Source organism: Streptomyces adelaidensis, from assembly GCF_016598475.1.
Taxonomy (GTDB): domain Bacteria; phylum Actinomycetota; class Actinomycetes; order Streptomycetales; family Streptomycetaceae; genus Streptomyces; species Streptomyces adelaidensis.
The window spans coordinates 1-13,856 of sequence record NZ_JAEMUX010000067.1 but is presented as its reverse complement, the minus strand read 5'-3'; the positions used below and the strand labels follow the sequence as shown (position 1 = coordinate 13,856).

Genomic DNA, 13,856 nt, shown 5'->3' with positions numbered 1-13,856 from the left:
TCTTGTACCGGCACTACCGAGCTGAGCGGGCCATATCGGGGGACGGGTCTACGTACTGGGTCGTCGTTGACGATGCCTTCGAACTGCACACCGAGGCGTGCGCCTATCTGGTGGGGCTCAAGAGCGACGACCGGGCCTACAACACCCAGCGCACGTACGCGGGCCGGATCGCCCTGTATCTGTCGTACTGCACCGAGAACGCGGTCGACTGGTCCCGGCCCGGACTCGCCCAACTGATGGCGATGATGCGGTGGTTGATCGATGAGCCGCTACCGCCGAGAGGCCGTCGCCCGGCTGCTGAGCCACGCTTTCGCGACAAGGGCACGGCCAACAAGATCATGGGCTCGGTCGGGGAGTTCCTGGCGTGGTCCGCGCTACAGGGCTGGGTGCCGGCGAGCGTGGTGAGCCAGCTCGTACAGCCGAAGTTCCTGCACTACGCTCCGTCCGGGTTCGATCCGGGTGAGGACGGCCAGCATCGGACGATCCAGTCCCGGAGGATCAAGTACCGCGTCGCGGTGCCGGGTTACGAGTGGCTGTCCGACGACCAGATCGAGAAGGTCCTCGACTGCACGACGCACGCTCGCGACCGCTTCCTGGTGTCCGTGTTGGCGGTCACTGGTATGCGTATCGGCGAGGGGCTGGGGCTGCGGCGCGAGGACATGCACTTCCTGCCCGACTCCACCTCGCTGGGCTGCCGGATCGAGGGACCACACGTGCATGTGCGGCGCCGCCTGAACAGCAACAATGCGTACGCCAAGTCGCGCTATCCGCGGTGGATTCCGGTGGAGGCCGAGACGGTGGAGCTGTACGCCGCCTACCGCTTTGAGCGTGACGCGGTGCGGGAGGCGGAGGGTTGCGACATGGTGTTCGTGAACCTGTTCCGCGCCCCGCTGGGCGAGCCGATGAAGTACCCCAGCACGTATGAGCTGTTCAAGCGGCTCGCGGACCGCGCCGGGTTCCGTGCCCGGCCACACATGTTGCGGCACTCGGCGATCACCCGGTGGCTCCGTTCCGGGATGGCCCGCGATGTGGCCCAGAACATGGCCGGGCACCAGTCGCCGCAGTCGATGGATCCCTACACCCACGCGACCGACCAGGACAAGCGCGACGCCGTCAAGCTGGTGGCCGCCAAGCGGAAGGAAGCCCGTCAGTGACGGTGTCCGGCAAGGTCGTCCCGCTCCACCGGCCACAGCGGGACGCCGGCCAGGCGGTGGACGGTCTGCCGCCGAAGGTCCTGATCGAGTGGACAGCGTGGCTGCGTGAGCGGATCGTGCCCGCCTGGCGGCCCGATGAATGGGACGGCGAGACCCACCTGTTCAGCGGTGACGTCGACCACGCGGGCACGGCCGTCTTTCGGTGCGATGTGGCAGCCTGTGACGCGCTCACCCGCATCCGGCGGGGCCTGTGCGCGACCTGCGAGAAGACCCACCGGGCCGGCAGTCTGGGGCTGAAGGAGTTCAAGGCCGCGTACGTGCCGGACCGCAACCGGGTGATCTCCGGTGAGCGGGCCGACTGCCGCGTTCAGGGGTGCCCGCGGGACTCGGTTCTGTGGGGCCTGTGCAACGCGCACGGCTCACTGCGGCACAAGGATCTGCAGCGTGATCCCGACTCCGAGTTGGTGTCGTGGATTGAGCGGCAGTCGCCGTACGGGCCGTCGCCCGCCTGCCTGGTGGCGGGCTGCCGTTACGACGCGCGGGCGACCTGGAGGCTGTGTGGCATACACCAGAGCCGCTGGAAGAAGGCCACGGCCGCCGCCCGGGGGCGGCGGTCCGCGCCGTCGGCCGCATGGCTGGAGAGGCAGGCGCCGTTCCTGAACGTTCACCAGTTCTCGCTGGCCCCGCTGCATCCGGTGGCCCGTCTGGAGATGCTGTACGCGCTGCAGCAGCGCGACGAACGCGGCCAAAAGATCGACCCTGTGGCTGTGCGCCAGGCCGTCTCGCACCTCGCGGAGCGGGCCGAGTCCATCGCCACCGCGACGGCCGAACAGCTGCCGAGCGGGACGCAGGCGAACGTAGACGCCCTGGTGCGTGAGACGCACCGCATCCTGCGCTCGGCGTTCGACCGCTTCGAGGGCGTCGACCCGAGACGCAGGGACGTGCTGGACCTGTCCGAGCTCGGCGTCAAGAGCCTGCGCGGGGGCATCACCCAGCGGCCGCTGGGCCTGGACGTGACGGACATCCGCCAGCCCTGGCTGCGGCAGATCCTGGTCACCTTCATCGCCGAGACGAAGCCGAACACCACCGAGGCCCGACGGGGCCTGCGGGTGTGCTCGGCAGTCTCCCGGGCCATGGATGCCCGGCCCGGGGGCGGCATGGACCCTTCGGCGCTGGTCTTCGCCGACATGAACGCCGTGGTCGACACCTTCCGCGTGCTGCCTAAGCTGGACGGCGGGCCCATGTCGAGCAAGCAGCGCGGCGGGCTGCTGTCGTTCTTCTTCAAGATCCTCGACTACAACCGGGCCGCGGGGCACCTGGACGGCATGTCCGCGAGCTTCGCGAGGCACTCCAGCCACGTCATCAAGGCCGAGGAGGTCGACGAGGACGATGTCGGCAAGGCCCTGCCCGAGTCGGTCATCGGTCAACTCGACGATTATGCGGATCTGTTGGGGCAGGGTGCGACGCACGGGAAGATGACGCCCGAGCAGGTCCAGGCGATGGCCCGCGCGGTCTACGAGCTGCTGCGGGACACCGGTCGGCGCCCGTATGAGATCGCCGAGCTGAGGACGGACTGCCTCGAACACGCCGATGGCGAATGGCTGTTGATCTGGGATAACCGCAAGGGAAGGCGTCTGAACCGGCGCCTGGAGCTTGAGCGCGACACTGTGGAGACTGTCCGTACGTGGCGGGCCGTGCGCGAGACGCTCGACCTGCCCACGGGCAGCGAAGGGTTCCTGTTCCCGCCGGCCGGCGAGAACGGCAAGATCCGTCACCTGGTGTCCGAGCAGATCTCGTCGATGATCCGTAAGTGGGCCGACAGTGTGCCCGTCCTGCTGTCCGAGGAGTTCGACAGGAACGGCGACCGGGTGCCGTTCGACCGCTCGCTGATCTATCCGTACGCGTTTCGGCACTCGTTCTGCCAACGGTACGCGGACGCCGGGGTACGCATCGAGGTACTGCGCGAGCTCATGGACCACAAATCCATGCAAACCACCCAGCGGTACTACAGGATCAGTCACAAGCGGAAGCGGGAGGCGGTCAACGTGATGCGCCTGCACACCGTGGACCGCAGGGGCAGGTCCGCGCCGATGGCGTCCGCTACTGCGTACGAGGCCCGCTCGGTGGCGGTGCCATTCGGCAACTGTACCGAGCCCTCCAACGTCAAGGCGGGCGGAAAGGCATGCCCGATCCGCTTCCAGTGTGCCGCCTGCCCCTCCTACCGGCCGGACCCGTCGTACCTGCCCGCCATCGAGGACCACATCCGCTCGCTCAAGGCCGACAAGGAGATGGCGGTCATGATGGAGGCGGACGCGTTCGTGGTGAAGAACCTGGACGACCAGGTCGCGGCCTTCCAGGGAACGGCCGTCACGATGCGGAAGCTGACGGAGGCCATGAGCCCTGAGGAACGCAACGAGGTCGAGGAGGCATCGGCCGTCTTGCGCAAGGTGAGGGCCGCCCAGGGCCACGGCGGAGCCGTGGCCCTGGGCATGCCGGGCTTGCCCGGCCAGCGCGGAGGGAGCACGGCATGAGCGAGGCGAAACGCACCCCCGGCGACGTCCTGCGCGAGAGCCGCCGGAAGGACAGCCGGTCCAAGAGGGCCAAGGTGCTGGCCACGGTGGACGCGATGAAAGCCAAGGGCGAGACGGTCACCTTCCTCGCCGTCGCTCGCACCGCCGGCGTGTCCCGGTGGCTCGTGTACGCCGAAGGGGTGCGCGAGCACATCGAGGCCGCGATGAAGAGCCAGACCAAGGCTGAGCGCCGCACGAAGCAGGCAGGCCGGGACGCCTCCGCGGCGAGCCTGGCCACTGACCTGGCCCTGGTCCGCGCGGAGAACAGGGCCCTGCGTGAGGAGCGTGACCGTCTCAAGAAGGCCGTCCAGCGCTCGCTGGGCGCCCAACTCGACCAGGCCGGGACCAAGGAGCTTAACCAGCGGGTCAACGAGCTCCTGGCGGCCGTGGAGCGGATCACCCTGGAACGAGACCGGATACGCGCCGAACGGGACGATCTCAAGCGCAGACTCACCGAGACCGAAGACGATCTGACCGCCGCCCGCGAAGCGGGCAAGGAGATGTTCAAGCACATCAACCGCACCTGAACCGGCGCGGTGCGGTGCGAAGCGGCCCGGCGGCGACAGCCGCCGGGCCGCTTCGAGGTCAGGCCGAGGCGGCGGACTGATCCGAGGTCAACTCGGCGATCTGGGCCTCCAGGTCCGCGATCCGCTCCGCCTGGCGCCGCATGGTCCCCTGGTTCTTCACGACCTTGCTGCCCAGCCTCTCCACGCCGCTGAAGGTCCTGATGCAGCCTTCGGCGGCATCAGCCATCTGCCCGAACGCTTCGCGGTCGACGCTGTTGGGGTTGCCGGCCTCGAACGAGCAGGCCCGGTGCATGTCGCCCATGTAGGCCACCGCCTTGCGGCAGGCCAGCAACGCGTCCCGGGCACCGAACTCGTCGCCCTGGCCCGACTTGTGGAAGCGCGTGACCCTCGCCCCGCGCTTGAGCGGGTCGCGAGAGTGCATGAACTGCTCCAGCCGGTGCCCCAGCACGTGGGCGGCAGCACGGGCCCTGGGCACCGCCCGCCGCAGGCGGCTGCCGTCGGGAATGCCGGTGCCACGGGCAATGTCCGCGTAGGACAGTTCTCGGCCCGCGTTGGGCCCGAGCCACAGCAGGACGTCGATGGCGTCCTGCTCCAACTGGGAGGGGGTGTCATTGTCGCGTCTGGGACTCACCGAAGCTTCTTCTCACTCTCGTCCAGGAACGCTTGCAGAGCCTCGTCGTTCAGCGCCGCATAAGGGCCGGCGGCAAGGTCACGGATGAAAGCGATGGCCGCTTCGGACGCGGTGCACAGATCGGTGATGGCCCGGCTGCGCTCCCCAGTGAACTGCACCTGGTGACGCTGCAACAGCGACAGCGCCCGCAGCGTGGCAAGGCGGACCTCCGTCATCTCGGTGAAGACCTGGAGGGCCACATCAGGCTCGGAGAGCTCCCGCGACGTGGTGCGGACCGCCCGCTCGACGTCCGCAGCTTCCTCGTCCTGAGACCGGCGGCCCGGGGGAGCGTTCTCCACCCGGCGCTCGCCCTCGCCCTCCCCGGCCGACTGGGCGGCTGCTCTGCAGTCTTCAAGGTCCGCTCGTGCCTCGCGCCGCTCGAACTCCGCCAGCGCTTCCCGGGCGGCGTCACGGGTAGTGGCATCCGCCAGGATCGCGGTCTTCAGCGCCTTCGGCTGCTGAGCGACGTAGACCGGGGAGCCCGGTTTGATCCCGGCACGCTCGGCCTCGTCCTCGATCGCCTGCCGTCGCTCGCCGTTGTTCATGCGAGCTTCGTAGCTGCGGTAATAGCCGTGCTCGCCGAAGAACGGCACCTCCTCCTCGTCCGGCAGATCGACATGGAGGCCGGGTTCCAGCTCGTCGGTCGAGGGGACACGTCCGTCGGCTGCCGCCCGCTTCCATGCTTCGTGAAAGGCCATGATCCGCTTGGCGGAGCTTCCGGACCGGCGGGCGAACTCGCGCGCGCTGATGCGCCGGAAAGTGTTTCGGCCGAAACATTTCTTGGACTTCTGCCCGAGTCCAACGCCGCGGTTCTCGTCGGGCTCGACGCGGCGGGCGATCAGGAGTGCTCGGGCCCAGCCGCCTTTGCGGTCGTGGGTGGCAAACTCCTCGATGTCAGCGGTGAGACGGTCCTCGCCGTCATCTGCGGCCGGCTCCATCACACGCCCACCAGTTCTGGGGTGGCCGCCTGCCTGCGGGCGGCGGAAGCCGCGTCTTTCTTGACCCGGACTCCGATCCACATGGCGAGGACTTCCACGGTCCCCAGTGCCTCCACGCAGGCGGTCGTCTCCTCGCGTGTGAAGTCCAGGGCGGCGGACGGCGGGTACCGGTGCATGAGGGCGGTGATCTGGTCGTTCAGCCGCACCAGGTCCCGGACCAGGGCCTGGGCCTTGCTCGGCTTGTCCCCGCCGCAGCCGGTGCGGCCCTCGCGGTCACGGCGGCGCTTGTCGTCCATGGCCCGCTTCACCGCGTCACGGAAGGCGTCGTCCTCCTCCACCAACTCCCGCAGCGCCTTGTCCCGTTCCACGGGAGGCAGGGACCCGAGGTACTGGGCCACGGACATGTCGCTGGCGGGGTCGAGCAGGTCTTGCAGGCCGGGGCCGATGCCCAGGGCACGGCGGTACTGGGGGGCGCTGATGCGGCCGATGCCGGCCCCGCCCGCTTCCTGCAGCAGCGAGCGCAGGGTGGTGTAGTCCTGGTCGTACGGCTTGCCGGAGGGGGCGAGGCGAGCGCCTTCACGAAGCGCGCTGTAGCTGACGTGGACGCCGCTGTCGGCCACGAGCTGCCGTACTGGCGGGGTGCACACGCGGGCGGTGTGCCGGTACTCCCGGGCCGTCCTGGGGCTCAGGCCGATCTCGTCGCAGTACTGGTCGAAGGCGCCATCGGGGCCCGACGGCGTGACGCTCAGCAGCTTGTCGCCGATGACAAGGCGGTTCTCGCAGCCCTCGTTCATCAACCGACGGCCCTCGCGCACGTCCTGGTCTGTGTAGCTCATACGGATGTCCCATCGCAGTCAGTTCGACGGGCGCACACTAATCAGCCGAAATCACAAAAATACGCGCATCCAACTGGCTCGGAAGGGAAGCGAGTTGACGCCATCGCGTCGTGGCCTGCAACGCAGGCGCGTCGCCGCGGCCTGCGAGGGTCACCCGCGAGGGGGACCGACTCCGCCATGCCTGCTCTCGCGACAGGTGAGTAGGCGAGCCCGCCCGCAGGGGGCATTGGATCCTGTCCACTTCGCGCCGTTCCGTGGAGGGTGACCGTCAGCGCGAACAGGGAAGGCTGTCAGTGCCCCAGCGTACGGTCGGTGAGCACGCCGTCGATCGGGACGAAGCCACGGCTTGGCGACCGTCGACTGTCAGTAGGCGCGGGTACAGTGCCCCCGCGCATTTCCGGGGCAACGGATTCTGCCCACTTCACTGGGTGAACACCCGGCAAATCAACCCAAAAACAACCGCTCGGGTGTGCCTTCCCTCACCCTCCAGGGTGTGTGATGTCCGTCACTCGAAGGGTAAAATAGGGGTGCTAACCTGGGCTGTTACCGGATAAGCAAGATCAAAATACGCAGATCAACATGTGGCTACACGATGCACAACCACAACACGCAAGGCAAGATAGGGGCATCGCCGCACCCGAGTGTGATCGTCGCCACAAAGGCGGCCTTTGTCTTGCGTACGCGGCGGTAACCGCATTCGGAAATGCGGAAGGCCCCACCTGACGCCCGCGAAGCATCCTGGTGAGGCCCTCCCTCAGCACTCCGTCTGCAGCGCGGCCCCGACCGTTAGGTCGGGGCTCTTCGCGTTACAGCGGCCCGTAGTCCCGCACGATCTTGTAGACCGTGTAGACGACCGGCCCCAGCCAGCGGACCGCCCGTCGGTGCGGCGGAATCCGCTTGCTGCAGCAGCGGCAGTGCCCCTCCGGCTTTTCGCTCTTCTCAGCCATTGGGATCAAATCACCCCATTCCGTGGGACCTACGGATTTCGCAGGTCCGGTGGGTGGGTCCATATCCTTCATGGACTCCCGCGGGGAGCCACGAGTGCTCGCGGACCCCAGGGGTGACTGATTGCGAGCAGCGTACCCGCACGGTGCGGAATCCGTGGGGCCGTCAACTTCCCCTCGCTGCACGGCGAGCGAGGCACCGCGTGCCACGACAGGCAGCTGCAAGGGGCACGCATCCTCAACTTCGCGCGATCACGGCACTCTTACCTGCAACTCATCCTGGCCGTACGTCCGGAACGGAGTGCCAGTTCCCCCCAGGAGAGTCGTCTATCTCACACAGGAATGCCAGGTTCCAACTGAACCGTCAGGCCCGAACGACCGTATTAATACGACTAGTTGGGTCACGTGGATGTGGAACAGCGGCACCGACGCGGGTGCGAGGCGCCTGCCGGGCCCGATGCCGCGACTACAGGTCAGGTTGCCGGACGGCCGCCCGGGGAAGTTCGGCAAGGACGGCGTTCGCCGCGTAGGTAAAGAGCTGGAGCTGATCACCGAGTTGGTCTTTAGAGTGGTTCCAAGCCTCCATGTCGAGAGGCTCGTACTGGGGCACGGACTCGGGCACCAGCCTGTGCGTCATGTCGTCGTACACCGCCCGGACGTACGTCTGGACGGTCTTCTGGAAGTCGGTGGCGGCCGGCACGAGGGACGGCGCCATCAGCCGGATGTGCGCGACCGTATCGTCCAGGGCGGCCATGTCCTCGGTCATCCCGCCGTACAGCACATCTCGGGTGCTGTCGTGCAGCTGGTGGCGTGCGCGGGTACTCGTGTCCCTGTCCGCCCGAACGGCGTCCACCCTCGTTTCGACCTCGTCGAGCTTCAGGAGGGTCTTGGAGGCTTGCTGGAGGAAGTGGAGGCAGGCGTCGGCCCGTCTGTCCCGCAGCCAGTGAGCGTGTTCCGCCACTGACTGGTCAAGCGCCTGCTGGCGCATAGCCTTCGTGTTCATTCGGGACGTCAGCAGCCCGCCCCCGATTGCCGCAAGCGACACCACGCCCGTGACCACCGAAGCCGCAACAGCCGCCATTCCTGCATCCATGGCCGCCATACTGCCGTGCCGCGCAGGGCAGTACGGCGGTGGGCTGCCCCGGGCTCTGGTGCCGTCATCGACCGCGATACGGCTAACGCCTGAGATCCTGTGATCCAGCTTCGGACGGCGCAAGGGGCAAATCTTGATCATCTTGGACACGAACATCCTCCGGGGCTGCCGCTTGGAAAGCAGTAGTGCCGATTTCCTGCGGACTCTTCGCACCGTCGGCATCGAGAGCGTCGCCGCGCCGTGGTTGGTACTGGAAGAGCTCGCCGCGTGGAAGGCGGTGGAGTACACGCAGAAGTTCGACGCCGCGGTCAAGGCGACGAAGTCCCTGACGAGAGTCACTCCTTGGGGAGTCGATGTGGCGCTGGGGCCGTGCGACCCTGAGCGGGTTCGGGAGCACTGGCGGGAGCAGTACGCGGCGGTCGTTGAGGTGTTGGCGACCAGCGAGCGCGCCCTGCGGGAGGGGATGGTACGGGAAGCGAACGGCCTCGCCCCGTGCAAGATCATGGAGACGGAGAGCGGGAAGGCGCTGAAGACCGGGGCCAGGGACGCTGCGATCTGGCTGTCCGCGGTCGAGTACGCACGCGAGCATCCGGGCGAGACGATCTACTTCGTCAGTGCGAACACCAAGGACTTCGGGAACGGCACGGCCTATCGGGCCCCAATGGACCAGGATGTCGCCGGTCTCGGTGACCGCTTCGTACTCCTGACAAGCCTGGACCAGGTCATCGCCCGGTTCACGCAGCCCGCCGATACGGACGACGCCCTCGCCGCCGAGATCCTCGGCTCGCTGGCCGTGCGCAAGGCGATCAGCGAGGAGGTACAGAAGCGGTTCGACGTTGGCGTGGCCTTCTCGTGCACCACGTCCGTGGGCGATGTGGGGCAGGAGGTGGCCGTCTCCTCCGCCTTCGGGTGGCTCGATGCCAGGCCGATGCTGGCTTCGGTCGAGGAGGTGAAGACGTACCGGATCGGCGAGCACGAGTGGTGCACAGCAGTTGTTCGCTGGCACATCGGCGGGAATGCCTTCATCTCCGGGGAAGACCCGAGCCTTGGCTCCGCGGGCTGTGCATGGACCACGTCCGTCCTCTTCACCCCGAACGCCGACGACCCGCGCGTCACGGTCCTGCGTCACGACTCCCCGCGTCCGCTCACCGGGGAGGAGTTCAACGCCCTCGGCCTGAGCGGCGACGCGCCGACTTCGATCCGCCCGTTCCTCGAAGTCGTCCAGAACATCGCACAGGCGATTTCGTCATGGTCTCCGACGCAAGGGCTTCCCCGGGCGTACGAGGGCGCGTTGGTGAGGCAGGTGCGCCAAAGCGCCGTCGAGCGGCGACTGGCCGGCCTTCTCGAACAGGCGGACGCCGACGAGTAGCCGGATCGGACCATGCCGCCTTTCGGGTGACGGGGCGTCCGTACCGCTGCCCAGTACTCAAGGCTGCGTCAGCCGCAGTAGCAGCCGGTGTCGATGCGGCTGAGGCCGTGGCCGAAGGTGCCCGAGCTGACCGCGCGAACGGCCGAGGAGTCACTGCGCCCGCCCGCCGTACGGGTCTCAATCCCCCACACTCGGGCGTGCGACGACGACCGGCGGCGCAAAAGGGGGGTGCCGCCGCTCGAACGACGGCACCCCGATCAAGCAGCGAGTCGCATGGGAGTAGGCGTGACCGACAGTCTGTGCCGCGTGGAAGCTACGCCAGCTGGCCATGTCACTCCTCCCTAGGACTCAAGGGCCCGCCCAGACCAACGGACAGGTGCCCCTCGCCGGGGCATAGCCCGCAGCGATGAGTAGAGAGTGCCCGTCGTTCGCCGACCATCTACCTCAACTCGGACTCACTCGGACACATGCGCGCCCCGCCTGGCTGTTCACGCAGGTCAGGGCCTCATTGTTCAGGTCGGCCAATGGATTCTTTAGTGGTTCCGGACACGAATCGGAACTGAGCTGCACCTCTATCTTCGCGACGTGGATTTAGGTTCAGCACTGGCATCATGAAGCCCTTCTCAATTCTCAGGCCGCTATTGCCAATTGAGGAATTGGGCGTCCATGATGCGGGGGATAGCGCCGACAGCGGGGGTAGCTCGAACTGCCCCCAGTGGCCTTGTGCTGCCGTTGAGCGCTGCCCGCCCAGACCAACGCATCGACCGGAAGGTGTCCCTCATGGACGGTCGCCTCAGCGCGTGGACGTACACGCGCCCGTTCCTCCTCGCCCCTAAACCCGCAGCAGGGGCATCCCCTGCGGAATCTGCAACACCAGCTGCCTACTGCGTGACGCCGCAGGTAGCAACAGCCATCACTGCGACGGTCGTCATCGTCATCGTCCTAGTGGCCCTCGGGCAGGTGCCGGCCGCCACCCTGGAAGCCCTCGTGGCACTGCTGGGGATCTGGCGCCTCACCGCTCGCTCTTCCTAAATCCTCATCACTGGAGGCCCCATTTCGGTGGGGTCTCCCCTGACCGTGATCCGAGGAGGAGCGGTGCCAGGAATCGAGAAACCCATCGCCGAGGGCGTCCCCTACGCCGAATTCGCACTCGCCCTTCGCGCCCTGCGGACGCAAGCCAGAATGACCTACGCACGCATGGCCGAAGCGACTAGCTATTCCCAGGCGACGCTGTCGCAGGCGGCCAACGGCAGGACACTGCCGACCTGGCCCGTCACCCGCGCCTACGTCGAGGCATGCAACGGCGACACAGCCGAGTGGGAGACCCGCTGGACTGAACTGGACCGCACTGCCAACCCGCCCTTCGACTTCGACAAGGCACTCGCGTCCTTTGCCATCGACTACCAACGGCACCCCGACCCGTCGGGTGTCAAGACCACCGCTGAATTCATGGAGGCACTGCGCAAACTGCGCGCTCACGCTGGCCTATCCCTGCGCGAGATCGAGCGAATCAGCATGCGGAGCTACACGTCCCGCAAGCCCGGAGTCACGATGGCGCTGGCCAGTTCAACCCTCAGCGACACCCTGAACCGTGACGTCCTCCCCAGCTGGGACTTCACCAGAACCTTCGTGACGATCTGCTACGACCACCGAGGCAGCTTGCGCAGCAGAGAAGCTGACTGGATGGCCGCCTGGAACCGGCTCGACGCCTACCCTCAGTGGATCCAGGTTCCCCGACCCGCAGCTCCGTCGGCGGAACCACCACTGACCGACGTAGCCCCAACCGAAACGAAGCGGCGCCGTTGGTGGCAGATACGGGCGCGGCGCTGAGGACATCCTGCGGAACCGAGCCCGGATCATCGCTCGCCGTATTTGATCACCGCTGTTTGCGGCTGGCGATGATCCTGATGGCCCATGCGGTCACGCGGCGAGGGAGAGGTCGAGGCGGGCAAGCTGACTGACGCGGTGCGGTCGAGCGGGTGGCCGTTCCACCAGGCATCGAGGCGAATGAGGTCGCGGGGTTGCAGGTAGAGGGTCCGGCCGCCGGTCTTCGAGCGGGTGGGCGAGGGCTTGGAGCCAGCGGAGGAGGCTCAGACTCTTGCCCTGGTCGGCCAGTCGCCGACCGCGTGGCGCGCTGACCCGGCAAGCTCGCCAGGTTTTCACGCGGGTCGTCAAGGAGAATGAACCCAACTGCCAGTTCATCGAGCGGCGCTTGACGACCAGCTCCGTAACTCTTATCAGCATCTGCGAGGAAGCGGCGAGAGTCGAAGCCGCAGATCTTTACGTGGACGAGTGGGCGAGGAACTGCCCTGAGTGGTTCCGAGGAGCAGAGCAGTCAGTAATGGTTCCGAGACGTGGGGCCAACTGCGCGCGTTTGCCAAGAATGAAGGAATCGACCTGAACGACATCCTGGTAAAGCTTGACTTCGTGTCCAAGGTAATCAAAGCCCGAACCTTGTGCTGTCCGAGGTTCGTTCACAGGATCTCAGGCACTAGCCGTGCCGTGCACCAGCATTGATGTCTGGCGTGTTGGTTCAGGGTCCTGGTGGGCACCCCACCAAGGTCTCGGTGTTGGGGCGGGACAAGGTCAGGTCGCTCATTTCGGTTACAGGCCCGCGCCATCGCACTGCAAGCACGGGCCTGCGCAATTATTTTATCCCGTTCCGATCGCTGCACTTCGCAACTCTGCAAAATAGGCAGCGGGGGTCACGCCCCAGGGGTGTTGCGCTTACTTGACGATTGCATCAGGTTACTTGTCCGGATTCGAGTTCGGCCGCGAAAAGAACGGCTGCCGCCTTGAGGATGCCGTTAAGGCGGCGAAGGTCCGCGTTCTCTTTCTCAAGTTGACGGACTCTGGCAGTGACGGTTGCGACAGCGTTGGGATTTTGGCCGGCTTCCTTGTCGGCCTTATTGACCCAGTGTCGAAGTACCTCTGGATGGATATCCAGGAGCTCTCCCACCTGCCTCACGATGCTGGAACGGCCGGGGGCGTCCGGTCTCATCTCAATGACCATCCGAACTCCCCGCTCAATCAATTCTGGTGGGTACTTCCTCGGGGCGGGCATAGGGGCTTCCTCTCCAAGCAACCTGGCTTCACCGACGGCCGTCCCTTGGTGCGGTAAGCCTGAAGCGCAGCACTCAGCGCCGATTATGCACAACTGTTCATGGCAGTCAAATGGGCGCAGATGTCAAGTCAAGTTTGTGCCTCACCTTGATCCGCCTGACCCTCAACTCCACGCCTTCGGTATGTATCTGCGTCAGTTGCGCGAGGCTCGTGGACTTACCCTGGAGGAGCTCGCCAGTAGAAGTGGGATGAGTTTCCGCGGAGTGGTCTACATCGAGCACGGCCGTCGCAACCCAAGCTTGACCACCTTGCTCAACCTTGCGCGCGGCTTGCAGACGACGCCGTCGGAGCTCCTCTCGGTCTTCAGCAGCCGTGACCGAAACGGCGACGGCAACTGAGGGGCGTCACCACATGATCACGATGCTCCGGAGTCCGGTCTGCCGGTCTGGCGGCAACCGGTCGGACGTCCCACGCAGGCCTCGCGGGTGTGGCCGGCCTCCCGAACTCATCGAAAGTGGGTGTGAATCCCCTTCGGGAAAGCCTGTTAGCCAGGAAGGCGGTGGGCAGGGTAGATCAGTCCGGAGGTGAGCGGCTGGACGCCAAGACCGTGCCGTACGAACTGCGCGACGTCACGTGGAGGAAATTGCCAAGAGCGTCCCGGGATTCGCTGGCGGCGGAGTCTTCGTGCTTAA

At 66.5% G+C, this 13,856-nt stretch carries 13 protein-coding genes; 7 read left to right on the top strand and 6 right to left on the bottom strand.

The window, feature by feature from the left end; genetic code table 11:
• The first annotated feature begins 107 nt into the window (after positions 1–107).
• From I8N67_RS30215 to I8N67_RS30205, 3 genes are read left to right on the top strand one after another with little or no spacing between them, the layout of a single operon-like run.
• The gene (locus I8N67_RS30215) at positions 108–1,154 is read left to right on the top strand and encodes a tyrosine-type recombinase/integrase (protein WP_200307437.1); all 1,047 of its coding nucleotides are present in this window, start codon (positions 108–110) and stop codon (positions 1,152–1,154) included.
• On the top strand, positions 1,151–3,685 hold the full coding sequence (locus I8N67_RS44360; protein WP_200307408.1) for a tyrosine-type recombinase/integrase: 2,535 nt from the start codon (positions 1,151–1,153) through the stop codon (positions 3,683–3,685). Before I8N67_RS30215 ends, I8N67_RS44360 begins: the two co-directional genes overlap by 4 nt.
• Entirely contained in the window at positions 3,682–4,251 is a 570-nt protein-coding gene (locus tag I8N67_RS30205; RefSeq protein ID WP_200307407.1) for a DUF6262 family protein, read from the top strand. Before I8N67_RS44360 ends, I8N67_RS30205 begins: the two co-directional genes overlap by 4 nt.
• Positions 4,252–4,309: 58 nt before the next feature.
• Here I8N67_RS30205 and I8N67_RS30200 read toward each other — a convergent pair whose 3' ends face one another.
• From I8N67_RS30200 to I8N67_RS30180, 5 genes are all read right to left on the bottom strand, one after another.
• Positions 4,310–4,882: a hypothetical protein gene (locus tag I8N67_RS30200; RefSeq protein ID WP_200307406.1), complete on the bottom strand. Its 573-nt coding sequence runs from the start codon at positions 4,880–4,882 to the stop codon at positions 4,310–4,312.
• Positions 4,879–5,859, bottom strand: a complete 981-nt coding sequence (locus tag I8N67_RS30195; RefSeq protein ID WP_200307436.1) for a hypothetical protein — start codon at positions 5,857–5,859, stop codon at positions 4,879–4,881. Before I8N67_RS30195 ends, I8N67_RS30200 begins: the two co-directional genes overlap by 4 nt.
• Complete coding sequence (locus I8N67_RS30190) at positions 5,859–6,695, bottom strand: hypothetical protein (protein ID WP_200307405.1); 837 nt, start codon at positions 6,693–6,695, stop codon at positions 5,859–5,861. Before I8N67_RS30190 ends, I8N67_RS30195 begins: the two co-directional genes overlap by 1 nt.
• An 806-nt stretch (positions 6,696–7,501) precedes the next feature.
• Complete coding sequence (locus tag I8N67_RS30185; protein ID WP_200307404.1) at positions 7,502–7,642, bottom strand: hypothetical protein; 141 nt, start codon at positions 7,640–7,642, stop codon at positions 7,502–7,504.
• Positions 7,643–8,105: 463 nt separating this feature from the next.
• Positions 8,106–8,732 (bottom strand): hypothetical protein, encoded by a 627-nt coding sequence (locus I8N67_RS30180; RefSeq protein ID WP_200307403.1) that lies wholly within the window; start codon positions 8,730–8,732, stop codon positions 8,106–8,108.
• 133 nt (positions 8,733–8,865) lie between these two features.
• Between I8N67_RS30180 and I8N67_RS30175 the strand changes: the two genes are divergently transcribed.
• The 3 genes from I8N67_RS30175 to I8N67_RS30165 all read left to right on the top strand — a co-directional run bounded on the left by I8N67_RS30175 (position 8,866) and on the right by I8N67_RS30165 (position 11,931).
• Entirely contained in the window at positions 8,866–10,101 is a 1,236-nt protein-coding gene (locus tag I8N67_RS30175; protein ID WP_200307402.1) for a PIN domain-containing protein, read from the top strand.
• An 888-nt stretch (positions 10,102–10,989) separates the two neighbouring features.
• The gene (locus I8N67_RS30170) at positions 10,990–11,133 is read left to right on the top strand and encodes a hypothetical protein (RefSeq protein WP_200307401.1); all 144 of its coding nucleotides are present in this window, start codon (positions 10,990–10,992) and stop codon (positions 11,131–11,133) included.
• Positions 11,134–11,196: 63 nt separating this feature from the next.
• Positions 11,197–11,931: a helix-turn-helix domain-containing protein gene (locus tag I8N67_RS30165; protein WP_200307400.1), complete on the top strand. Its 735-nt coding sequence runs from the start codon at positions 11,197–11,199 to the stop codon at positions 11,929–11,931.
• Positions 11,932–12,844: 913 nt separating this feature from the next.
• On the opposite strand, the gene I8N67_RS30160 is transcribed toward I8N67_RS30165, so the two are convergent.
• Entirely contained in the window at positions 12,845–13,165 is a 321-nt protein-coding gene (locus I8N67_RS30160; RefSeq protein ID WP_200307399.1) for a transposase, read from the bottom strand.
• On the opposite strand from I8N67_RS30160, the gene I8N67_RS44355 reads away from it, so the two are divergent.
• A complete protein-coding gene (locus I8N67_RS44355; protein WP_307835416.1) occupies positions 13,071–13,562 on the top strand; it encodes a helix-turn-helix domain-containing protein in 492 nt (163 codons plus the stop codon). The genes I8N67_RS30160 and I8N67_RS44355 overlap by 95 nt on opposite strands.
• The last annotated feature ends 294 nt before the right edge of the window (positions 13,563–13,856 follow it).

Bases quoted from the DNA above. Each gene is read 5' to 3' on its own strand.
- I8N67_RS30205 (WP_200307407.1), top strand. From the start codon at position 3,682: ATGAGCGAGGCGAAACGCACCCCCGGCGACGTCCTGCGCGAGAGCCGC.
- I8N67_RS30195 (WP_200307436.1), bottom strand. From the start codon at position 5,859: ATGGAGCCGGCCGCAGATGACGGCGAGGACCGTCTCACCGCTGACATC.
- I8N67_RS30190 (WP_200307405.1), bottom strand. From the start codon at position 6,695: ATGAGCTACACAGACCAGGACGTGCGCGAGGGCCGTCGGTTGATGAAC.
- I8N67_RS30185 (WP_200307404.1), bottom strand. From the start codon at position 7,642: ATGGCTGAGAAGAGCGAAAAGCCGGAGGGGCACTGCCGCTGCTGCAGC.
- I8N67_RS30180 (WP_200307403.1), bottom strand. From the start codon at position 8,732: ATGGATGCAGGAATGGCGGCTGTTGCGGCTTCGGTGGTCACGGGCGTG.
- I8N67_RS44355 (WP_307835416.1), top strand. From the start codon at position 13,071: ATGCTGGAACGGCCGGGGGCGTCCGGTCTCATCTCAATGACCATCCGA.
- I8N67_RS30160 (WP_200307399.1), bottom strand. From the start codon at position 13,165: ATGCCCGCCCCGAGGAAGTACCCACCAGAATTGATTGAGCGGGGAGTT.